Source organism: Enterococcus sp. C50 (assembly GCF_040887505.1).
In the GTDB taxonomy this organism is placed as follows: Bacteria; Bacillota; Bacilli; order Lactobacillales; family Enterococcaceae; genus Enterococcus_B; species Enterococcus_B thailandicus.
Window position 1 is genome coordinate 127,610 of record NZ_JBFOFW010000007.1, and the last position, 23,179, is coordinate 150,788.

Genomic DNA, 23,179 nt, shown 5'->3' on the forward strand with positions numbered 1-23,179 from the left:
ATACAATCTTTAAGAGGGAATTTACTTTTGTAAATTCCCTCCTTTTTTTAAATTTTTTTAAAATCACATACAATTCGTTCAATTACATATTATTAGAAAATGATTATAAAATCGACTTATTTTTAGTTTACAGAATTAAAGAACAGGTGTAATGTAGGGCTCGACAAAATTTAAATATTTTTTTAGGAGGGTTTCACATGAGTGAATCATTGTCAAATGATCTAAACCTGAATGCACTATTCATTGGTGACAAAGCGGAGAACGGCCAAATCTATAAAGCTTTGTTAAATGAGTTAGTTGATGAACATTTAGGATGGCGTCAAAACTACATGCCTCAAGACATGCCTATTATTACGCCGGAAGAAAAAAGTAGTGCTAGTTTCGAGCACACTGTAAATAAAACGAAAGACGTTTTATCAGAAATTTCAGCACGTATGCGTACCCATTCTGTTCCTTGGCACAATGCCGGACGTTATTGGGGACACATGAACTCTGAAACATTAATGCCATCTTTACTAGCGTACAATTTCGCAATGTTATGGAATGGTAATAACGTTGCCTACGAATCTTCTCCAGCAACAAGTCAAATGGAAGAAGAAGTAGGACATGAATTTGCAAAATTAATGAGCTATGAAGATGGCTGGGGACACATTGTTGCCGATGGTTCTTTAGCAAACTTAGAAGGTCTTTGGTATGCTCGTAATATCAAATCTTTACCTCTTGCGATGCAAGAAGTAACACCTGAATTAGTTGCTGGTAAGAGCGATTGGGAATTAATGAACATGTCAACAGAAGAAATCATGAATCTGTTAGATAGTGTTCCAGAAAAAATTGATGATATCAAAGCTCATTCAGCACGTAGTGGTAAACATTTAACAAAATTAGGTAAATGGTTAGTGCCACAAACAAAACACTATTCATGGCTAAAAGCAGCCGATATCATCGGTGTTGGGTTAGACCAAGTTATTCCAGTACCAGTGGATCATAACTATCGCATGGATATTAACGAATTAGAAAAAATCGTTCGTGAATTAGCTGCTGAAAAAACACCAATCTTAGGTGTAGTCGGAGTTGTTGGTTCAACTGAAGAAGGCGCAATTGATAGTATTGATAAAATCGTTGCTTTGCGTCGTGTCTTAGAAAAAGAAGGAATTTACTTCTACTTGCACGTAGATGCTGCTTACGGTGGATATGGTCGCGCAATTTTCTTAGACGAAGACAACAACTTTATTCCTTTTGAAGAATTAAAAGATGTTCATGCGAAACATCATGTCTTTACTGAAAACAAAAATTATCTTTTAGAAGAAGTTCATCATGCATATGAAGCAATTTCTGAAGCTGAATCTGTAACAATTGACCCACATAAAATGGGTTATGTACCTTATTCAGCTGGTGGAATCGTTATTAAAGATATCCGCATGAGAGACGTTATTTCTTACTTTGCTACTTACGTATTTGAAAAAGGAGCAGATATTCCTGCTTTACTTGGTGCGTACATTCTTGAAGGTTCAAAAGCTGGGGCAACTGCTGCTAGTGTTTGGGCTGCTCACCATGTATTACCTTTAAACGTAACTGGTTACGGAAAATTAATGGGTGCATCAATTGAAGGGGCACATCGTTTCTTCAATTTCCTAAACAACTTGTCATTTAAAGTTGGCGATAAAGAAATCGAAGTTCATCCATTAACTTATCCAGATTTCAACATGGTTGATTATGTGTTCAAAGAAAAAGGAAATGATGATCTAGTTTCTATGAATAAATTAAACCATGACGTGTATGACTACTCTTCATATGTGAAAGGTAGCATCTATGGAAATGAGTTCTTAACTTCACATACTGATTTTGCTATTCCTGATTACGGTAACAGCCCATTACAATTTGTGAACCAACTAGGCTTCTCAGATGAAGAATGGAACCGTGCTGGAAAAGTAACAGTTTTACGCGCAAGTGTAATGACACCATATATGAATAAAGCAGAAAACTTTGAAGAATATGCTGAAAAAATTAAAGCTGCTCTTCAAGAAAAATTGGAAAAAATCTACGCAGACCAATTATTGGCAAGCGAAGCAAAATAAGTTAATCGAGATGGAGTACCCGTTTATTTCGTGAAGGTAGGAGAAGTCTGGGAATGATTGCCCAGACTTCACTTCTCCATTTCTTAGTTTTGAGGTCGTCTTTGGAGCATTGTCGTTTAAGCGATAGGCTGAAGCATGAAACCGAACTTTGAATCGATGGAATTACTTTTGTTTATTGCCAAACTTAGATTGCTTCAAAGACACTATTTTATCCAACAAATCAAGGAGAGTGTCAACCGTGAGTGAATCTAAAGTAAGTAAGATGGGTCTTGGAACCTTTATTGGTCTGACAATGGCATTGTGTGCTACAGTCCGAAGTATTCCGACTTTGGCAGCAGTAGGTTGGACGTTAATTTTTTATTCGATTTTTGCAGTTTTATTCTTTGCTGGTCCGATCTCAATGGTTTCTGGTGAACTTTCAACGATGCTTCCTCAAGAAGGCGGCCCACAGTTATGGGTAAAAACAGCTTTGGGTAGTAAATGGGGATTTGTCGTTGCTTGGTTGCTATGGGTTCAAATGTTCCCTGGTATGGTAATGGTTGCTTCAACATTAGGCCCATTGCTTGGAAATACGTTTGGGAATGTTGAACTAGGAAATAATCATTGGTTCGTATTAGCTTGTATTCTAGTTATTTATTGGGTTATTACTTTATTGAATTTAAAATTTGATATGGCAAAAGTCGGCGGAAATATCGGTGTTTGGTTAGGTGTATATATTCCCGTTGTCATTATGTTTGTGCTTGGTTTATTGGCAGCATTTAAAGTTGGTTTGGTTTCAAACGGCTATCTAGGTGCATTTTCTTGGTCAAAAGCTTTCCCAGACTTAGAACACGTGGAATCATTAAAATATCTAGCTGGTATCACTTTTATTTTTGTAGGGATTGAAATGAGCTCGGTTTATATGCCTCGCTTAAAAGATGCAACGAAAAACTATACGAAAGGTGTATTCATTGCCTTGATTGGTTTAGTTTTATTGAATGTCATCAATGCGATGTTAGTTGCTAACGTTGTTCCAAATGGAAAAATGGAGTTGGCAAACATCACACAACCAATCTTGATTGATTGCCAAATTTTAGGTTTACCAGAAGTAATCGGAAATATTTTTAGCTTCATGGTCTTTATTGGTGTGTTGTTACAATTATCTGCTTGGGTTACTGGACCATCAAAAACAATCATCCAAGTGGCCAGAGAAGGCTTTTTACCACCAAAATTTGGTTTCCACAAAGAAAACAAATATGGTGTTTCTAAAAATGTCGTGTTAACACAATCTATTGTTATTTCATTATTTGCACTTCTTTATGGTGTAATGGATGATGTTAGTGCTGTTTTCTTGACATTAACAAACGCAACTACAGTTATTTATTGTATTGTTTATGTGTTGATTGCTATTTCTTTACTTGAAATGAGAAAAAAACATCCAGAATTGAACCGACCTTATCGTATTGGTAAGTCAGGAAACTTCTTTGCTTGGGTTGTTAGTTGTATGTTGATTTTCTCAATCGTTGTCGTTGTTTTTGCTACATTAGGAACAGCAACAATGGGGGATGCATTACTTGTAACAGCTATCGCAGTTGTTATGTTTGTAATCCCATTGATCATCAATCATTTCAAGAAAGATTCTTGGAATACTGCAGTTGAAGCAAGTTTAGAAGAAAATTTAGATGAATACTCTGATCAAGTGACACATAGTCACTAATCCAGATTGTCCTACCAAGAGAATAATATTTTCGAGGTGGGACTTTTTTCATGAAAAAATAATGGAGAAGTGAGAACAAGTGAATAAAAAAAGTTCGATAAAAGAAAGTATCGCTGTGTTGGTGGTACTATTAGCAATATTAGGCGTTTTGATTATTGGGTTTCATTTGACACCACATATTCCCATCTTAATCGTTTTTATGGGTTTGTTATTTTATGGTAAAATCAGAGGTTTTTCTTGGGATGACATCCATGCAGGAATCGTGCAAGGAATCACACCGGGAATCATTCCAATTTTGATTTTTTTGTTGATTGGTGTGTTAGTTGCCTCATGGATTTTAGCAGGGACAATCCCAACAATTATGGTTTATGGCTTCCAATTGATTTCTATCCGTTTCTTTTTACCTACGGCGTTTTTGGTTTGTACAATTGTGGGGATTACAGTAGGAAGTTCGTTTACGACGATTTCAACTATCGGAATTGCTTTCTTGGGGATTGGTCATTTGTTAGGATTTTCTGACGCAATGACAACAGGGGCTGTGGTCTCTGGGGCATTCCTTGGAAACAACTGTTCACCACTATCTGATACGACAAATTTAGCGGCAGGAATTGGTGGGGTAAATCTATTTGACCACATTGCAGCGATGCGCTATACGGATTTGCCAGCGTTTATTGTGTCCTTAATCTTGTATACATTGTTAGGCCAAAACAGCCATTCGGCAGATTTATCAAATATTACTGGAATGATTGATAAGATGCAGACGAGTTTTTGGATCTCTCCTTGGACGTTGATTCCACTAGTTATTTTATTTGGTGGTGCAATTAAAAAAATTCCAGCTATTCCAACTTTATTAGTTGGTTCTTCAGCAGCAGTTGTCTTGGCATTTATCCATCAAAAAATAACGATTCAAAAAGTCGCTGATATCTTGATGAATGGTTATCTTGCTCAAACCTCAGATGAAAAGTTGAATACATTGCTTTCTCGAGGAGGAATTATGAGTATGCTTGGTTCTGCCAGTTTGATTTTGTTAGCTTTGGCATTAGGTGGATTGCTAATCAAGTATGAAATCGTTGGGACGATCGTTCAAACGCTGCGCGAGAAAATGGATCGACCTTCACGTTTGATTGGCTTCACAGCGTTAAGCAGCATCGGGATTAATTTGATTGTCGGTGAACAATATCTATCGATTATTTTACCGGGAGAGACCTTTAAAGAGTCGTTTGAGCAAACTGGTTTACGTAAGACCTATTTGACACGCACGTTAGCTGATGCGGGTGCTGCGGTCAATTCTTTAGTTCCATGGGGAGTTAGCGGTACGTTTATTATGGGCACGATGAAAGTCAGTGCGTTACAGTACCTACCGTTTGCTTATTTTCCGTTGTTTGCACCAATATTTACAATAGCAATTGGGTTTCTTTTGAATAAGAGAATTAAATTGAAAAAATAAAAATAATCGGCATTTAGGACATGTATTGTCCTGGATGCCGATTATTTTTGTTGAACAGATAGCTAAATAAGAACTGAATCATTTCTTTGTTATAGTGAAGTAAAGAAAGTGATAGCACCTAGAAAGATTCCTGGAACATTGGCAACGATGATAGGCCAGTCCTTTTCTTTTTTGAACGTACCGTAAATGGTCCAAATAATACAGTTGACCATTGCTACTAGAGGTTGGATAGGATTTCCCTTTGAACCAGCTAGATTATCCATGATTTGTGGGATATAGGAAACGTACATCATCACAGAAAGAACCGATGCAACACGCCCGATGTGCCCAATAATTTTTTCTCTTTTTTCTTCGTTTTCCATGTAAACACTCCTTGATTTTCACAATCGTTCTATCTAACAGTATAAAGTTTCTTGCGTTAATCGTCTAACTAAAAGAAATCAACTGTTATTGAACAGAAAAAAGGGGGCTGGGGAAAAAGGAGCCCAAATAGAAAAAGCCTAAAATTTGTTTTTGAAAACGTTAATTTTAGGCGTTCTTTAAATTGAAAAAGGTGTTAAGAACGGCTGGTAGTTTTGTCGCAGTCTCAAAAAGCGTTAGGATGGACGTCCTAACGCTTTTTATTTTGTTCAATTATTTGGTTATTCAGCCAATGGAATGACTGTTTCTCGTTTAATTAATTTATGAGGAATTACCATGCGAACGCCACTGCTTAATTCATCATGGATGATCTCTCTTAGCTTCTGCATAGCCATTCTACCTAATTCTGAAATATCGATATCAATACTTGTTAGGTAAGGGTGCGTTAATGTTGAAAAAATCGAATTATTAAAGCTCACTACTGACAAATCATCAGGAATAGAGTAGCCATACATTTCTGCAAGCTGCATGGTACGCAGTGCAAAAATATCATCAATGACAACCAAGGCAGTCGCGTTTGTTTTCGCTAACGTATCATTAAAAGTCAGATAGTCTTCTGGCTTTTCCAAGACGACGCTAGGGAAAGTGGGGAATTGATTAAGCATCAGCGCTTTTTGGTAACCAAAATACCGCTCAAAGTATAAACTTTCATGCGTAGTATTTGTGACAAATAAGATATTTTGATGCCCATTTTGGATTAAAAATTCGGTTGCTTGTTTTCCAAGTAGTTGATTGTCGTTATCGACATAAACAATATTATTTTCATGTTGATAAGGTTGTCCAATCAAGGTAAACGGAATCTGGTTCTCGTATAAATACTCAATCACTGGATCAGCGCTATCTGAATAAACGAGAATGAAGCCATCAACTTGCTTTTGGAGGTGCATGCGTTTGACGTTCTCGAGCAAAAGCTCAAAACTTTTAGCTGTTGCAATCGCTGTTGTCATGTCATAAAGCCGAGCTTCGTCATTAATTGCTTCCATAATTTCAAGATAGAACGGATTGCCAAGTCTTTCTTTAGAATCCAGTGGGGGCAAAATAACACCAACGGCATTGGATGTCCGCTTTCCGAGATTTCTGGCAGTCATGTTTGGAACATAGCCAAGGTCATCCATCACTTTACGGACTTTTTTCTTGGTTGTTTCCGAGATGCTTGGGTGATCGTTGATTACACGCGAAACGGTTGAAGTAGCAACGCCTGCTTTTTTTGCGACATCTTTTACAGTGATAGCCATTATTTTGCCACGCCTTTCTTGTAACTATGAGGTAGTCATAAATTGATAAATTGTTTGGGTAACGCGTTCTTGACCAGGATGTAGTGTAATAGATCCCCATTCTGGAAAGTGAACGATGTCGGGTACTTCCTGTGGTTCAATAGCTAATCCGTAGTTTGAATGCATTTTCTGACCATTCAATTTAAAATCAGCATGAAAACCAGTCGTAGAAAATAATACCACACTTTTGTTAGAAGTTGCTACAGCCATCTGTCTACCTGATTGCTTTTCTTCTAGAAGAAGTGAAGGTTTAGTTACTTTAGGATAACGTAATAAAAAAACATCATCCAAACCAACTGGGTAAGCATCGAGAATTTGTTTTAGCGAATTTTTTTTCTTGAAGTTTATACATAAGTCGCTTTCTTCGAGTAAATTTCCTGTGGGTAATTTGTCAGAATCTAACTCCAACATTCCTAAGGTGTTTAGCGTCAAAGAATGCGTTAAAATATCTCTTTGTCCATTACCTGAAAGATTGAAATAAGCATGGTTGGTTGGATTAGTAATGGTGGTCACGTTACTGGTTGTTTTCGTGGTCATTTCAAGCTGATTATTCTGTAAACGATACGTTACGGTAGCTTTTATTGGGCCTGGGTAACCAGAAAAAGTATCTTTTAAATAAAAGACCACGCCGATTGCATCAGGTTCTTCAAAAATTTCGATGTCCCAATATTGAAAAGACCAGCCATTTGTTCCGCCGTGAATGTGATGTGTGCTATTGTTTTTTTCAAGTTGGTGATTTTTCCATTTGCCGTCGCGGATTCTCCCCGCGACAGGGCCGACAGTTGCACCAAAAAAACTTTTATCAGCTAAAACATCTTCGTAGTTATCATAACTTAACAAGATGTTTTCAACGTTTCCTTCTTTGTCAGGTGCAAATATTTGATGAAGACGAGCGCCATAATTGAGAAGAACGACTGTTAAAAAGTCGTTCTTCAAAGTGATTTTTTTTAAATTGTGAGTAATTGGTGTAACGCGGATGTTCGGTTTATTCATGTTCTCGCCACACTTCTTTAAGGTAAGCTAGTGTTAATTCGGTTGTGTCAGAAACGATTGGAATATTTTCACCCAGGTCTTTCTTTTGACCAACGCCCACGGGTTGAGCGCCACTCGCCACAATTGCTTGGATTCCAGCTCGCGCATCTTCAATACCAAGACATTCTTTTGTTGTTAAGCCTACTTCTTTAGCAGCCAGCAAAAAAATATCTGGTGCTGGCTTACCATGAGCAATTTTCTCAGGATCTGCGATTGCGTCGAAATAAGAAGTTAAGTTCATTTTTTGAAGTAAGAAAGGCCCGTTTTTACTTGCTGAAGCAAGAGCGATTTTAATCTTCGCTGTTTTTAAGTCTGTTAGTAGTTCTAAAATTCCCGGATAAACGTCTTTGGGCGTAATTGCTTGAATCATTTCCAAGTAATAATCGTTTTTTCTTTGAGCCAGCTCAGCAAATTCTTCAGCTGTAAAATCGTTCTCTTTGTTTCCATAACGTAGCATTAAAGATAAAGAGTCTTCACGGCTAACACCTTTTAACTGCTCGTTGAATGAGCGATCAATTGAAATACCGATTTCTTCACCAAGTTTTTTCCAAGCGTGGTAGTGATACTCAGCTGTATCAGTAATAACACCGTCTAGGTCAAATAAAACGCCCTTAAACATTTTCATCTTCCTTTCTAAGTGATAGAGATAGTGTATTTGCTAATTCATAGGTTTTGTTATAGACAACGAAAGTTAACGGTTCACCTTCTAGTAAAGTGAAAGTGACTTGATTGTTATCAACAACAACAGAGATCAAACGATTCCGATAATTGATATGGAAAGAATAGGCTTCCCAAGTTTTAGGCAAAAATGGTGCAAAACTTAATGTTTCGTGGTCTGTTTTCATTTGCGCAAAACCTTGAACGATCGCTAACCAACTGCCGGTCATTGAAGTAATGTGAAGCCCGTCTTCGGTATCATTATTATAATTATCCAGATCTAAACGTGCAGTACGTTGGTACATTTCAACTGCTTTATCTTCCATCCCCAATTCTGCAGCCAAAATGGCATGGATGCTTGGAGAAAGAGATGACTCATGAACGGTCATTGGCTCATAAAAATCAAAATTACGACGTTTCTCTTCAGTTGTGAATTGATCATTGAAGAAATAGATTCCTTGTAAAACATCTGCCTGCTTGATGAAGCAAGAACGTAAAATTTTATCCCAAGACCAATGTTGATTCAAAGGTAAGTCATTTGGAGAAAGGGCTGTTACTGGTTGTAGATCCTTGTCTAAGAAAGTATCATGTTGTACAAAAATTCCTAATTCTTGATCTGTCGGGAAGTACATGTTTGTGGCAATTTCTGTCCATTTCGCTAACTCTTCGTCAGAAATCGTTGCAGTCGCTTCTTTTTTGAACTCAGAATACTTTTCAGCTGTGTAACGTAAGACCCAAGCAGCAATCGTGTTCGTGTACCAGTTGTTATTGATATTGTTTTCATATTCGTTTGGTCCAGTAACTCCATGAATCATGTATTTATTTTGTCGTTTTGAGAAGTGAACGCGATCTGCCCAAAAACGTGCGATTTCAGCTAAGACTTCTAAGCCCTCTTTTTTCAAGTATTCTTGATCGCCAGTATAATTTGTATAGTTATAAATAGCATAAGCAATCGCGCCATTTCGATGGATTTCTTCGAAAGTGATTTCCCACTCATTGTGGCATTCGACACCTGTGAAGGTAACCATTGGATAAAGTGCGCCTTTTAATCCTTGCTGTTGCGCGTTGTGAATAGCTTGTGGCAATTGGTTGTGACGATATTTCAAAAGGTTTTTTGTTACTTCTGGTTTAGCTAAAGCTAAATAAAGTGGTACAGCGTAAGCTTCAGTGTCCCAATAAGTTGCACCACCATATTTTTCACCAGTAAATCCTTTTGGTCCGATGTTCAATCGTTGATCTTCTCCATAATAAGTTGAAAATAGTTGGAAAAGATTGAAACGGATTCCTTGCTGTGCTTCATCATCACCTTTGATGACAACGTCAGCCAGTTCCCAACGTTTTGCCCATGCTGCTGTTTGATCTGATTTTTCTTGTGCATAGGTTTGATCAAGCTGAGTAAGCATCTCGATTGCTCGTTGAACTTGTTTTTCTTTTTCGACATCGCGACTGGTTAAAACAATGACTTCTTTATCAATAGTGAACGATTCGCCAGCTTGTAATGTTTTGGTGAATGTTGCTGATAAAGTCAATTCAGTTTCTTCATATGTTGGTAAAGCTAGCTCACCATCAATTAAATGACGCATGGCAGAAGTTACAGTGAAAGTTTCAATTCCAAAGTTATTAGGGATTGTTTCGGTAGTTAAATAGCCAATCGCTTCTTTTGAACCGACTGCTATTGGCAACCAAAAATGTTCTTCATAATTACTGTCTTCATTTTGAACATCTCCGTCTAATTTTGAACGAAGCTTGATTGTACCTGTGCCTTCAAGCATTTCAACAGTCAAGTGAATAAACGCAGCTTCTTTTTTAGATATACTTAGAAAACGTTCGAAAGAAAAGCGTACTTTATTTGTGTCAGTAGTGATCGTAAATTGACGTGATAGTAGCCCGTTCTTCATATCTAATTCTAGATAAAAATCTTCTGGCTGGTGTGTCGCTAAGTCGATTGGTTGGTCATCAATCAGTAGATCCATTGCGATAAAATTCACGGCGTTGATTACTTTACCGAAATATTCTGGGTAGCCGTTTTTCCACCAACCAACTCGCGTTTTGTCCGGATACCAAACCCCTGCAAGATATGTTCCTTGGTGATGGTCGCCAGAATAGCTTTCTTCAAAGTTGCCACGCATACCCATGTAACCATTTCCGATACTAGTAAGGGACTCTTGTAGACGTAGTTCATTTTTGTTTAGTTGATTCGTTTTGATTTTCCATGGGTCGATTTGAAAAAGACGTTTGATTTGTTTCATGATTTGCCTCCTAGATAATTCATATTGATACGTCCATAATAAACGCAACCGATTGCGTTAGTCAATAAAAATAATTCAAGAAATCTTTTTATTTTAAACGGAGTAAGAGAAAAGCACGGAATACTGAGCGTTTACGGTTATTTTGAAAAAATAATGTGATTAGCAGGGAAAGAGACTAATAGAAGTAGGAAAAATTTTTTTGGTACTGATTAAAAATAAAGCATTTACAAAAAATAAAACCCAAGCTATAATGGTAATGTAGCGAAACCGATTGCGTAAAGGAGAGAGAACATGAAGAAATTATTTAGTTTTGAGTTTTGGCAAAAATTCGGAAAAGCATTGATGGTTGTTGTTGCAGTGATGCCAGCTGCAGGGTTAATGATTAGTATTGGGAAGTCACTACCACTAATCAATCCAGATTTTGCACCACTAGTTACAACTGGTGGTGTAGTTGAGAGTATTGGTTGGGCAATTATTGGAAATCTACATCTTTTATTTGCATTAGCTATTGGAGGTAGTTGGGCAAAAGATCGTGCAGGCGGTGCATTTGCTGCAGGGATTTCATTTGTATTAATCAATCGAATCACTGGAGCAATTTTTGGTGTTACTACTGATATGTTGGCGAATGAAGAGGCATTTACTCATACCTTATTTGGTACAAAAATCATGGTTAAAGGTTTCTTCACTAGTGTTTTAGAATCGCCTGCTTTAAATATGGGGGTTTTTGTTGGGATTATCGCCGGATTTGTTGGTGCGATGGCTTACAATAAATATTACAATTATCGAAAATTACCTGATGCATTATCATTTTTCAATGGGAAACGTTTTGTCCCATTTGTTGTAATCTTATGGTCTACAATTGTTGCTTTGATTCTTGCTATTGTGTGGCCAAATATCCAAGCAGGGATTAATAACTTTGGTCTATGGATTGCTCAATCACAAGATAGTGCGCCAATTTTAGCACCATTCTTATACGGAACACTTGAAAGATTACTTTTACCTTTTGGTTTGCATCATATGTTAACGATTCCAATCAATTACACACAATTGGGCGGAACGTATGAAATTTTATCTGGTGCACAAGCTGGAACTCAAGTATTTGGTCAAGATCCATTATGGCTTGCTTGGGCAACGGACTTAGTCAACCTTAAAGGTGCTGGTGACACATCACAATATGCTTTTGTATTAGAAAATTGGACACCTGCACGTTTTAAAGTCGGACAAATGATTGGTTCGTCTGGTATTTTAATGGGCTTGGCTTTGGCAATGTATCGTAATGTGGATGCTGACAAACGCTCAAAATATAAATCAATGTATTTCTCAGCAGCATTGGCAGTTTTCTTGACAGGTGTGACAGAGCCACTTGAGTTCATGTTTATGTTTGCAGCAATGCCTTTATATATTGTGTATTCTTTTATCCAAGGGGCAGCTTTTGCAATGGCAGATATCTTGCCATTACGAGTACATTCTTTTGGGAATATTGAGTTATTGACACGGACACCATTAGCGATCAAGGCAGGATTAGGTGGCGATCTACTTAACTTTGTTCTGTGTGTCGTAGTGTTTGGTGTAGGAACTTATTTCTTAGCAAACTTTTTAATCAAAAAATTCAATTTTGCGACACCTGGACGTAATGGAAATTATGACAATGACGGCGGGGAAGCAACGGAAACGGCAACTACAAGTGAAGGTGTAGCAAGCGAACAAGTTATTCAAATCATTCATTTGTTAGGTGGTAAAGAAAATATTAGTGAAGTAGACGCATGTATGACTCGTTTACGTGTGAGTGTCAATGATCGCGAAAAGGTCGGAGCAGAAGATGCTTGGAAACGTGCTGGAGCAATGGGATTGATTGTAAAAGACAATGGAGTGCAAGCCGTTTATGGACCAAAAGCAGATGTTTTGAAATCTGATATTGAAGATTTGTTACAATCTGGTGCAACTATTCCTTTACCAAAAAATAATCTAGTAAGTTCAACAGAAGAACAAACGACTTTTTTAGGCAAAGAGCAAGCGATTCATGCGGTAGCAACAGGAGAACTGATTGCGCTAGAAGATGTTGATGATCCTGTATTTTCTCAAAAAATGATGGGTGAAGGATTAGCTATTATTCCAGCACAAGAAACTGTTGTAGCACCAGTTGATGCGAAAGTCATTAGTATATTCCCAAGCAAACACGCAATGGGCTTGCAGACAGCAGACGGCATTGAAATCTTAATTCATATGGGGATTGATACAGTTGAATTAACGGAAACAGCTTTTGAAGTTTTTGTTAAAGAAGGACAAACAGTTACTGCAGGAACAAAACTTGCATCGATGAATCTAGCTGTTGTCGAAAAAGCGGGTAAAGAAAAAACAATTATGGTAGTTTTTACTAACAGTGATAAAATTGAAACGTTAGAAATCCCACGTTTTGGAAATGTTCAAGCGAATGAAGTGGTTGGAACTATCCATATTTAAAGGGAAAATCTGTGGAATAAAAAAGGAGTCAGACAAATGAATTTGCTCACACTAAATACACATAGCTGGCTAGAAAAAGAGGCTGAACAAAAGTTACAACAATTAGTTGAGAAAATTATCGAAGCTGATTATGAGGTGATTGCATTACAAGAAGTGAATCAATTAGTGGATTCAGTTATTGTTTCTCAAAGTGAGCTTATTGGTTTTTGCCCAGTAAGTGGGCAAAAAAGTATTCATGAAGATAACTTTGCTTATTGTTTAGTCAAAAAGTTGGCAATGAAAGGGCGGACCTATTATTGGAGCTGGGACATGAGTCATATTGGCTATGATATTTATGAAGAAGGAAATGCTCTGCTTTCAAAAAATCCTTTGACAAGTGAAGCAATTGTTGTGTCTGAAACAAGTAATTATCAAGATTATCGAACGAGAAAACTACTGATTGGCAATACGTTATTCCAAGGAAAAGAAATTTGCGTCGTAAGTACTCACTTTTCTTGGTGGCAGGATGAAAATTCTGGCTTTGCTTTCGAATGGCATCAGTTAGAAAAACGATTATTAACAGAAACTAATCCCCTTTTCTTACTTGGTGATTTTAATAATCCAGCGCAAGAAGCAGGCTACTCACTCGTTGAAAAAAGTCCACTTGCTCTAAGAGATAGCTATTCTATAGCAAAAGTAAAGAGCGGTGAAGCAACGGTAGAGCAAGCCATTGATGGTTGGAAAGAAAATACTCGGAAACTAAGAATTGATTATATTTTTGTTCCGGCAACTAGTACTGTTGACGCACACCAAGTCGTATTTGATGGTAAAAATGCGCCAGTTGTTAGTGATCATTTTGGTGTTGAAATAGAAATTACTAAATTTTAAGCAGCACACGCGTTGATGAAATGAAACAAGAAACAATAACAAATAAACTACTGACTAGAAACCTTTGGTCGGTAGTTTTTTTGTGCGTTGTTTTTTTCGCAGAGCTAGCTTTAAGACGTTGTTTTTAGAGTATAAAACTAAGAATAATCTATGAGCATAAAGATATTTCTTTCTTCGTGTGTATGGTAAATTTAATACATAAAATAGAATATGTATGCAAAAAAAATGCTCTCGAAGGACGTAGAGTAACTGTGAGTAGTGAGCATTTCAGGTTGGTTTAGTTGAGTCATAGGTTAAGGGACTTTTTATCGTTTTAAAAGAAGTTTGTCTATGTTAAACAATAACGTTTTATTTTAAGTGGAGGTTTTGCAGTAGTCAAAAGATAAAAAACTGGTAAGACTTTGAATGAGAGGAAGCTTTCATAAATTGGAAGGAGGGAGTAGTGAATGCATAATCTATTGGTTGCTACGGATACAAAAGGTAAAGTGAAATTTTATGTTCCGGAAACAGAAGAAACGACTGATGAGTCATCTGTAGAGAGCAAGGTGGAAGAAAGTTCGGCTAGTTATCCCTCATCTAGTAAAGAAAACTTGATTGAGAGTGAAGGGAAACAATCCATCGCGTCCTTTGGAGAAAATGTTTATATTGAATTGGTCGTAGCAGGAATCATTTTGATTATTATTGCAGTTTTATTTGCTTTGGGAAGGAGACGAAGAAAATGAAGTAGTGGTTTACTTATTTCGCCACCTATAAAATGACTGGCTTTTTACAGGATTAAACGTCGTTTTACTTGGCATAAAATTAGACGATTGACTCAAAACACCCCTATGATAGCTGAGAATGTCAGCTATCATAGGGGTGTTTTTTGATTCAGTTGTTATACATGAGAATAGTTTCTTATTTAAAAAAATTTCCTAACTGTTTATTTGCTTTTGCGGAAGGATCTATATACTTGATACCCAAAAAACAATAATAAGATTCCCCAAGTAACAAGGGAGACAACGAAAGAAAAATAAAAATAAAACGGTGGTGAGTAATGAACTGTTACTTTATTGATTCCTTTGTGTTGCTTAATGATTGGCGTACCAATATCAGTTAATTGATAGTCTGTAATTGTATGGCCATTTCGAACTAATTTTGTTCGATCGTAGACAATAATTGGCAGTTTTACTGTTTGGGTACCCGTGTTTTTCCACGTAACAGTTAAAGCACCGTCGGAATAGCTCTTGATATATTTTGTTTCATTATCTAGAATGTCTTGACTATAACGGTCATATTTATTTGCACTAGTTTCTTGATAGATTGGTAGATAATCTGGCGTTGTTTTTTGAAAAGCAAATAAACTAGTTTCTAAATCTTTATTAAAAAATGTTTTCCTGGTGGTAGCTTGGTCTTCAAATAAATAAGTATGTCTGCTGACAAATTTTGTTTGTTCCCACTGGGCTAAGTGACTAGAGAGTGTTTGAATAGTTTGAACAGTACAAATAATTACCAAAGATACACCGATTACCTTTAACCATTTTTGGGAATGCCAATGGCTGAAGACCAATGCAAGGAGTAGTAAGAACAGTACCGTGAAGGGCACGAAAAAACGAAAAGGGAATTGGATCAAACGAATAAAAGGGACACCCTTTGTTATCAGGGTCGTCCAAGGTACCAGACTGGTTGAGAGTAACAAGAAAAACAAACTTGTCCCAAAGAGTAATTTATCAAAGAAAGTTAACTTTTTTCGGAATAAAACTAGTAACAGAACACCTATAGCTAAAATAATAGGAAATATTCTTGGATAGTGTAACCAATAATTTCCACCGAGATTAATTGCCTTTTCACTCATGTTTTTATTAACGAACGGTGCTAAAATGTCATTTCCAGAGTACACAATTAGTAGACTAACCCAGATATTCGCAGTGAGAAGAAAGTAAAGTAAAATTGATTTTCCAAGTTGTAGTAATTGATTTCCTCGATCGGTTTGCGAAAAAAAGAAAGCTACATAAAAAGGCACGTACATTAAAATAAGCATGATAGTTGAAAGTAAATGAATCTGAGTCATTAAAGCTATGGAAACAGCTACTTTTTTCAAAGGAAACTTTTTATTAACGATAAAATCAACGATTGGTAGTAAACATAAAGGCAAAAAGGCTGTTCCCCAGCTAGTAAATCCTTGATTGATTGTCCAATACTGTATAGAATAAGTACTCATAAAAATGACAGCAGTTGGTACAGCAATCAAATCCGCTATTTTTGCATACTTCAACAAAGTAATCATAGAGCAACCAGCGATCAAATACAAAATAAAATTAGAAACTATCTGATAATGGAACCAACTTCCAGAAATCAGTACAAGTAATCCTTGAAAATAAGCAAAAAATGGCCCGTAAACAGCGTTGACAATCCGGCCGCTTTGTTGGAATCCGTAAACGGAAATAAAGTAATGAAAATTATGGTTTTTAATTTGCTGAGCTGTTTCATAAAAGCGATTATAATGAAACGAAGCATCTGCACCAAGAATCAGTTGGTGTGTGAACAAATGTGGAAGAATAAAAATAAACGCAATCAAGCCAATCACCATAAAAGGTCTGATTTTTTTCAAAGGGAAATCTCCTTTCATTTGAATGAATTAGTTCTATGATAAAACCAATTGAAAATGGAGGCAAGAATTTCGAAAAGAAATTGAAACAACTGTCTATTGTTGAAAAAGGTTATTAACTATGTAATGATAAATGAAAAGGGTACCAAAGGAGGCGTGTGTATGAAAAATGAAAAGCCAACTCAAAGAAAACAAAATATAAAAAAGCTATTCCTGAAAATAACGATGTTATTGTTGATTCTCGTTGGGTTGCTGATAGCCCTCTACCCTTTTTATGTTGATTCTTTGAATGGATTGATTGATCAAAAGAGAATTGAACAGGCGCAAAAGAAATCTGTCGAAAAAACGAATGCCTTTCAACAAAAAATGACAGCGGAGAACGAACGTTTACAAAAAAACGGGCTCAATCCTGGTGCAGATCCTTTTAAAGATGAAAAAAAGGTAGAGAGCACGCAAGCCGAATTGATTGGCAGTATCAATATTCCTAAAATCAACATCAATTTGCCACTTTACGATGAAACAACTACTGATGTTTTAGAAATTGGTGCAGGAGTTTTACAGGGAACCTCTTTTCCTACCGGCGGAAAGTCAACACATTCGGTTATTTCCGCACATTCAGGCTTACCCAATCGCTTGTTTTTTACTGATTTAGAAGAATTAAAAATTGGTGATCAGTTTATCTTAACTGTCTTAGACAAAAAATTAGCTTATCAAGTCGATGCGATTGAAGTGGTAATGCCAGATGATACTTCGTCCTTAACGATTCAAGAAGGCAGAGATCTGGTTACATTGTTAACTTGTACACCTTATATGGTTAATTCCCATCGTTTATTAGTGACGGGGTACCGCATTCCTTACAACGAAGCAGTGCAGGCAACTGAATCAAAAGGAAATCAATGGCGAGTTTTACGGTATGTTTTGATTCTGGTTGGTGTGCTTGTTGCCACGTTAGCCTTAATTTATTTAGCCTATCGTTTAGTTTATCACCATCAATTGAGTAAAAAAATATTTGATTTTTCTTTTACTGTGCTTGATACGTCTGAGGCGCCAATAACAGAAACTACTTTTCGTTTAATGCAAAAAGGACGACTTGTTTTTAGAGAGGGAGAACCTGTTGAAGCAACGAGTGATCCATTTGGACGGGTAGAATTTAAGCAATTGCCAGGTGGACAATATCAATTAGTAGATGTCTCCCATAACGACGGCAGGATTAAGTTTGGTGTGAAAAAGAAGAAGGAATCAGCTATGTTATTCATTAGTAGAAGAAAAAGAGTTAAACAGTTAGCAATTGGTAAGCGAAAATTTATCGTCGAATAAAATCAAAATAAAAAGCTGGGACAAGTGATGGGCACATTATTTGTTCCAGCATTTTTTTGTAAAAAAATTTACTTTTTGACACACAAAAATAAAAAAAGACGTAACTACATGATGAAGGGGATCGAAAGCTGTCAGTTAGAGAGAATAAAGAATGGAGTGTTTTTGATGGAATATGTGGTAGGGATTGATTTAGGAACGAGTTCGTTAAAGGGAATTGTGACAAATAAAGCTGGCAAGGTAATCGCTTGTGCGAGTGAGCATTATTCCTTTTTTCAGAAGCAGACTGGTTGGAGTGAACAAAATCCAGATGATTGGTTCATTGCGTTACAAAAAGTGTTAAGGAAGTTTATAGCAGAAGTAGCAAATTTTAGCGAAAATCTAAAGGGAATAAGTTTTTCAGGACAAATGCACAGCTTAGTATTATTAGATGAAAAGAAGCAGGTATTGCGTCCAGCTATCTTGTGGAATGATGTTCGCACAAGCCGAGAATGTGAACAGATTAAGGACAAACTGGGGGAACAGCTTTTAGAAATTACGAAAAATCAAGTTCTGGAGGGATTCACCCTTCCAAAACTATTATGGGTAAAGAAAAATGAACCAGAAATCTGGTCGAGAGTTCGCCATATTTTATTACCAAAAGATTATCTTAGATATCGATTAACTGGAAAAATGCACATAGATTTTTCAGATGCAGCAGGAACCTTGTTACTGGATCTCGAACGACAAGTTTGGTCAGAAGAAGTGGCAAAAAGTTTTGACATTCCATTCACATATTTTCCACCATTAGTCGAATCATTAAAGTGTGTTGGGACGTTGTTGCCCGAGTCTTTAGGCGATGTAAAGATTAGTCCAAAAGTAAAAGTTATGGCTGGCGCGGCGGACAACGCTTGTGCAGCGTTAAGTGCGGGGATTTTTTCCTCAGAAAAAGGCTTAGTAAGTATTGGTACGTCGGGCGTATTTTTGACTTGTGGAGAGGGGCAGGAACCAGTCACTGGGGAGCTTCATTGGTTCAATCATGCAGTTCCTGCTAGCTGTTATTTGATGGGTGTTACTTTAGCGGCAGGGTATAGTTTGCAGTGGATGAAACAGACGTTTGCTCAAGAGAAGAGCTTTCCAGAAGCTTTATCAGGAATTGAAAAGGTTTTGCCAGGAGCAAATGGGTTGCTCTTTACTCCATATATTGTTGGAGAAAGGGTACCTTATCCAGATGGACAAATTAGAGGGAGCTTTTTAGGGATTGATACGAAGCATACATTTTCACATTTTATGCGTGCGGTGATAGAAGGTGTTACTTTTTCCTTGAAAGATGTTCAGGTATTGCTTGAAAAAATGCTACGAAAAACGTTCACTGAAATTATTTCTGTGGGAGGAGGTGCTAAAAATAAAGAATGGGCACAGATTCAAGCGGATGTTTTTGATGCAGAAATTTTTGCCTTGGCTGTTGAAGAAGGACCAAGTATGGGTGCTGCAATGATTGCAGCAGTGGGTGTTGGTTGGTTTGACTCACTGGAAATTTGTGCAAAAAGCTTTGTGAGTTATCACAAAGTAGCAACACCAATCACCGAAAATGTTCGAACATATCAAAAAATTTATTCGATTTATCAACAAGTTTATGGTCAGACAAAGGTGATAAGTCATGAATTGCGTGCATTTGACGATGAGAATGTGGAAGAAGAATAAAAAAGCAAAAAAAAGAACCACTCACTTAATTGTGCTCAAAATAAATTGAGTTGAAGAAGAAAATGAGTGTTTCAAATTTTTGAAATTTATTTTGAGCGATCGAAGACTAAGCTTCTCTAATTAGTTCTTTAATGTCTACGTTTTCAGCTACAGGGACGATTTTGTACGTTAATTCATCTGTTTCATCATCATGGATAATATAAATTTGAGAGTCATCTTCTTTGAAATCCCCAAATGAAATCGCTGTATAACGTTGATCGAATAATTCGATTTCTTTGATACATTTTGAAAAAACTTTACGAACATGATGCATTTTTTGAATATGAGCAGTTGCTTTTTCAACAGCTTTCGTCAAAGTATATCCTTCATCTAAGTATTGTTTGATAATTTCAACCTTAGCAACTGTAGGCAAACGATATTTTCTTGGCCCAGTGGAATCGGTTTCGACAGATTGAATAAAACCTTTCGTTTCCCAATAACGCAATTGACGTGGAGAAACACCAACAAGTTCACTAAGTTCACTAATACCAACAAGTAAATGATCATTTTTTAATAGTTCTTTGAGGTGGTTATAAATCATTTTTGTCACTCCTTTTGACCTTCTTCTTTCCTTAATTATACTTTTGTTGACTTCCGTGTCAAGCAGATTGACAAATTATCTGATTAGGAATAAAGTATTCTAGTGATTTCGCAAAAATAATTAGAAAGAAGGAGACACATGAGTAAAAAACAGCCCGTAGATATTTACGGCAAACCATATAACCGCTCATTATTAGTGGTTGTTTTACTAATTGGTACCTTTTGTACCGTTTTGAATCAAACGCTGTTGACAACAGCTTTTCCTACATTGATGAAAGCTTTTGATATTACAGCTTCCGATGTACAGTGGCTAACAACCGGATTCTTATTAGTGAATGGGATCATGATCCCAATTACAGCTTGGCTGATTAACAAGTTCAGCTCAAGAAGCTTATACCTTTCAGCGATGACTGTGTTTTTAATTGGAACGATTACTTGTTATATCGCACCTAACTTTTCAACATTGTTGATTGGTCGCTTAATCCAAGCTGCAGGTGTTGGTGTTTCAATGCCATTATTGCAAAATATTATGTTATCGATATTCCCGCCAGAAAAAAGAGGTTCGGCCATGGGGATGTCTGGAATTGTTATTGGACTTGCACCAGCATTAGGACCAACATTATCCGGTTATATCATTGATAATTACCAATGGCGTGATTTATTTGGAATGATTATTCCAATTGTTCTTTTGGTTTTAGTCTTGGCAATCTTCTTGATGAAGAGCGTAATTCCGTTATCTAATCCAAGTATTGATATACTTTCAGCAATTCTATCAACAATTGGATTTGGTAGTTTGCTTTATGGATTTTCTAGTGTAGGTAATGAAGGTTGGGGAAGTGTCCAAGTAATTGGTTTCTTGATTGTTGGGATAATTTTTATTATCTTATTCTCATTACGTCAGTTACGTCTAGAACATCCATTCTTAGAGCTTCGTGTCTTTAAATCAGCAACTTTCACCATTGCAGCCATTTTAGCTGGTGTAACGAACATGGCGATGGTTGGTGCTGAAATGGTTGTTCCATTATATATTCAAAATATTCGTGGAGAATCAGCCTTCCACTCAGGATTGATGCTACTTCCAGGTGCATTGATCATGGGAGCGATGATGCCAATCACAGGGATGATTTTTGATAAGCATGGTGCGAAACGCTTAGCTATCACGGGTATGTTTATTTTAACTGCTGCCACTGCACCATTTGCATTTTTAACAGAAACAACACCAATTGTTTATATCGTGATTTTATATGCGATTCGGATGTTTGGTATTTCAATGGTTATGATGCCAGTTACAACTTCAGGAATGAATGCTTTACCAAATAATTTGATTAGCCATGGTACGGCAGTTAATAATACATTCCGTCAAATTGCAAGTTCTATTGGGACAGCGATTTTGATTAGTGTCTTGACCAATGTTACAAAAGATAATTTACCTGACAAAGAAATATTAAAAGCAACACCGTTGGCTTATAAAGATCAAGCAATCAATGCAACTTTATCTGGCTATCATGCTGCGTTTGTTGTTGCGATTATTTTTGGAATCATTGGTTTTGTCATTGCTTTCTTCTTAAAGAAAAAAGAACCACTTAAAGAACTTTCAGTGAAGGGGGATCAAGCATGATAATTGGTGTTTTAATTATTAGTTTACTTGCCTTTGCTTTGGTTAATGTTTTTGCCAAAAAAGCATGGCAAACAGTCCTTTCATTAATCTTTGGTGCCGTTTTTGTTGGAGCTTTAGGATTGATTGTAGCGAATGTTTCTAACCATTTTGGAATGGAAAGAGTGACGGAAACAACAACGAAAAAAATTGTTTCTAGTGCTGATTCGGGTGCCAATCTGCTACTTTATAAAGAACTTGGTGATGGCACTGAAAAAATCTACTTGTATAAAACCAAAGACAGTCAGAAAAAACCAACAGCTACTGGAACAGACAATGTAACGAACAAAGTAGAAACAACCACTGGAGCTGCTGAAAAAGTCACAAAAACGACTTACTGGGTATACAAGAACGACCATTATAAATTTTGGTTTAATTTAGCAGATAATGATCACGAATTTGACAAACGCGTCAATACGTTTAAGTTACCAAAAGACTGGATTACTTTAAGTACAGATCAAGCAGAAAAATTAGCTAAACTTTCCAAAGAACGTCAAGGTACCATGGAAAGTGAAGCAAAAGCTTATGTTCAGGACGGCTTGAAACAAGCGATGATGAATAATCCACAAATGAATCAATCTGAGCAAGAGGCGCTAACCAAGAAATTGACAGCTGCTTATCAACAAGAAGCATTTGCCAAATTGATTCAAGAAGTGAAAGAAAAATAAATGACAAAAACAGTTGTTTGACCAACTGTTTGAAAAATAGGCTGGGACCTGTAAAGGTTCTAGTCTATTTTTTTGAGTGATTGTAGGAAGATTTCTAACGTGTTAAACTAGTGTAAGATAGCGCTTTCTTTTTTGCGGTGTGGGGGATATCTGAAAAAAGATTGGAGGAGTAGTAATGGAAGAACAGATACCGAAAGCAATCAAAGTGGAAAATGTAGCCAATATTTTGAAAGTAGATTTTGATAATGGTCAGACCAAATACCTAAAATCACACTGGGTTGAAGATCTCGGAGATGCTTTCAAACTAAACAGCAAAGGGGTACGTAAAAACCTTTTAGGAACAACGACAAATATGTGGATTGGGAGTAAAGCTGAAATTCAACCAGATGGAACGGTTGTGTTGAATGAAACCGATCGCTACACTGCAGAAGAACTTTGGCATAAGGGACAAGATAGTATTCCAAAGCTGTGAATAGTTGAAAAACAAATAAAAAAAGCAGTTGAAATCAGCGCTGAT

18 protein-coding genes are annotated in these 23,179 nt (G+C 36.7%); 11 read left to right on the plus strand and 7 right to left on the minus strand.

The features are described from left to right. Nucleotides 1–197 precede the first annotated feature (197 nt). From tdc to nhaC, 3 genes are all read left to right on the plus strand, one after another. Entirely contained in the window at nucleotides 198–2,075 is a 1,878-nt protein-coding gene (tdc, locus tag AB3I20_RS10085) for a tyrosine decarboxylase (protein WP_067481452.1), read from the plus strand. Nucleotides 2,076–2,313: 238 nt separating this feature from the next. After that, nucleotides 2,314–3,771, plus strand: a complete 1,458-nt coding sequence (tyrP, locus tag AB3I20_RS10090; RefSeq protein ID WP_067481450.1) for a tyrosine-tyramine antiporter — start codon at nucleotides 2,314–2,316, stop codon at nucleotides 3,769–3,771. A 79-nt stretch (nucleotides 3,772–3,850) separates the two neighbouring features. Further along, nucleotides 3,851–5,218, plus strand: coding sequence for a Na+/H+ antiporter NhaC (nhaC, locus tag AB3I20_RS10095; protein WP_368027266.1), 1,368 nt, complete (start codon nucleotides 3,851–3,853; stop codon nucleotides 5,216–5,218). Nucleotides 5,219–5,307: 89 nt separating this feature from the next. Here the strand turns inward: nhaC and AB3I20_RS10100 are convergent, their stop codons facing one another. The 5 genes from AB3I20_RS10100 to AB3I20_RS10120 all read right to left on the minus strand — a co-directional run bounded on the left by AB3I20_RS10100 (nucleotide 5,308) and on the right by AB3I20_RS10120 (nucleotide 10,850). After that, nucleotides 5,308–5,580: a SemiSWEET family transporter gene (locus AB3I20_RS10100; RefSeq protein ID WP_067481446.1), complete on the minus strand. Its 273-nt coding sequence runs from the start codon at nucleotides 5,578–5,580 to the stop codon at nucleotides 5,308–5,310. 279 nt (nucleotides 5,581–5,859) lie between these two features. Next, complete coding sequence (locus AB3I20_RS10105) at nucleotides 5,860–6,873, minus strand: LacI family DNA-binding transcriptional regulator (RefSeq protein ID WP_368027267.1); 1,014 nt, start codon at nucleotides 6,871–6,873, stop codon at nucleotides 5,860–5,862. Nucleotides 6,874–6,897: 24 nt separating this feature from the next. Next, nucleotides 6,898–7,905, minus strand: coding sequence for an aldose epimerase family protein (locus AB3I20_RS10110; protein WP_075490962.1), 1,008 nt, complete (start codon nucleotides 7,903–7,905; stop codon nucleotides 6,898–6,900). After that, the gene (gene pgmB, locus AB3I20_RS10115) at nucleotides 7,898–8,563 is read right to left on the minus strand and encodes a beta-phosphoglucomutase (protein ID WP_095803393.1); all 666 of its coding nucleotides are present in this window, start codon (nucleotides 8,561–8,563) and stop codon (nucleotides 7,898–7,900) included. Before pgmB ends, AB3I20_RS10110 begins: the two co-directional genes overlap by 8 nt. Continuing rightward, nucleotides 8,556–10,850, minus strand: coding sequence for a glycoside hydrolase family 65 protein (locus AB3I20_RS10120; RefSeq protein ID WP_071868613.1), 2,295 nt, complete (start codon nucleotides 10,848–10,850; stop codon nucleotides 8,556–8,558). The genes pgmB and AB3I20_RS10120 overlap by 8 nt, the downstream gene beginning before the upstream one ends. A 291-nt stretch (nucleotides 10,851–11,141) precedes the next feature. Between AB3I20_RS10120 and AB3I20_RS10125 the strand changes: the two genes are divergently transcribed. The 3 genes from AB3I20_RS10125 to AB3I20_RS10135 all read left to right on the plus strand — a co-directional run bounded on the left by AB3I20_RS10125 (nucleotide 11,142) and on the right by AB3I20_RS10135 (nucleotide 14,899). Next, entirely contained in the window at nucleotides 11,142–13,310 is a 2,169-nt protein-coding gene (locus AB3I20_RS10125; protein ID WP_270492897.1) for a PTS transporter subunit IIBC, read from the plus strand. Nucleotides 13,311–13,346: 36 nt separating this feature from the next. Beyond that, complete coding sequence (locus tag AB3I20_RS10130; protein ID WP_368027269.1) at nucleotides 13,347–14,177, plus strand: endonuclease/exonuclease/phosphatase family protein; 831 nt, start codon at nucleotides 13,347–13,349, stop codon at nucleotides 14,175–14,177. Nucleotides 14,178–14,623: 446 nt separating this feature from the next. Beyond that, the gene (locus tag AB3I20_RS10135) at nucleotides 14,624–14,899 is read left to right on the plus strand and encodes a hypothetical protein (protein WP_071868616.1); all 276 of its coding nucleotides are present in this window, start codon (nucleotides 14,624–14,626) and stop codon (nucleotides 14,897–14,899) included. 200 nt (nucleotides 14,900–15,099) lie between these two features. Here AB3I20_RS10135 and AB3I20_RS10140 read toward each other — a convergent pair whose 3' ends face one another. Then, complete coding sequence (locus tag AB3I20_RS10140; protein WP_368027270.1) at nucleotides 15,100–16,767, minus strand: hypothetical protein; 1,668 nt, start codon at nucleotides 16,765–16,767, stop codon at nucleotides 15,100–15,102. Between the two features lie 159 nt (nucleotides 16,768–16,926). On the opposite strand from AB3I20_RS10140, the gene AB3I20_RS10145 reads away from it, so the two are divergent. Beyond that, on the plus strand, nucleotides 16,927–18,081 hold the full coding sequence (locus AB3I20_RS10145) for a class C sortase (protein ID WP_095803398.1): 1,155 nt from the start codon (nucleotides 16,927–16,929) through the stop codon (nucleotides 18,079–18,081). A 165-nt stretch (nucleotides 18,082–18,246) separates the two neighbouring features. Further along, nucleotides 18,247–19,761: a xylulokinase gene (xylB, locus tag AB3I20_RS10150; RefSeq protein ID WP_368027271.1), complete on the plus strand. Its 1,515-nt coding sequence runs from the start codon at nucleotides 18,247–18,249 to the stop codon at nucleotides 19,759–19,761. 106 nt (nucleotides 19,762–19,867) lie between these two features. On the opposite strand, the gene AB3I20_RS10155 is transcribed toward xylB, so the two are convergent. Beyond that, a complete protein-coding gene (locus tag AB3I20_RS10155) occupies nucleotides 19,868–20,341 on the minus strand; it encodes a MerR family transcriptional regulator (protein ID WP_067481425.1) in 474 nt (157 codons plus the stop codon). Nucleotides 20,342–20,479: 138 nt separating this feature from the next. On the opposite strand from AB3I20_RS10155, the gene AB3I20_RS10160 reads away from it, so the two are divergent. The 3 genes from AB3I20_RS10160 to AB3I20_RS10170 all read left to right on the plus strand — a co-directional run bounded on the left by AB3I20_RS10160 (nucleotide 20,480) and on the right by AB3I20_RS10170 (nucleotide 23,134). Next, nucleotides 20,480–21,958 carry an MDR family MFS transporter gene (locus AB3I20_RS10160; RefSeq protein WP_067481423.1) on the plus strand — a complete coding sequence of 493 codons (1,479 nt, stop codon included), beginning with the start codon at nucleotides 20,480–20,482 and terminating at the stop codon, nucleotides 21,956–21,958. Beyond that, nucleotides 21,955–22,662, plus strand: coding sequence for a DUF4811 domain-containing protein (locus AB3I20_RS10165; RefSeq protein WP_368027272.1), 708 nt, complete (start codon nucleotides 21,955–21,957; stop codon nucleotides 22,660–22,662). The genes AB3I20_RS10160 and AB3I20_RS10165 overlap by 4 nt, the downstream gene beginning before the upstream one ends. Nucleotides 22,663–22,837: 175 nt before the next feature. After that, nucleotides 22,838–23,134, plus strand: a complete 297-nt coding sequence (locus tag AB3I20_RS10170) for a hypothetical protein (protein WP_075490949.1) — start codon at nucleotides 22,838–22,840, stop codon at nucleotides 23,132–23,134. Nucleotides 23,135–23,179: the final 45 nt, after the last annotated feature.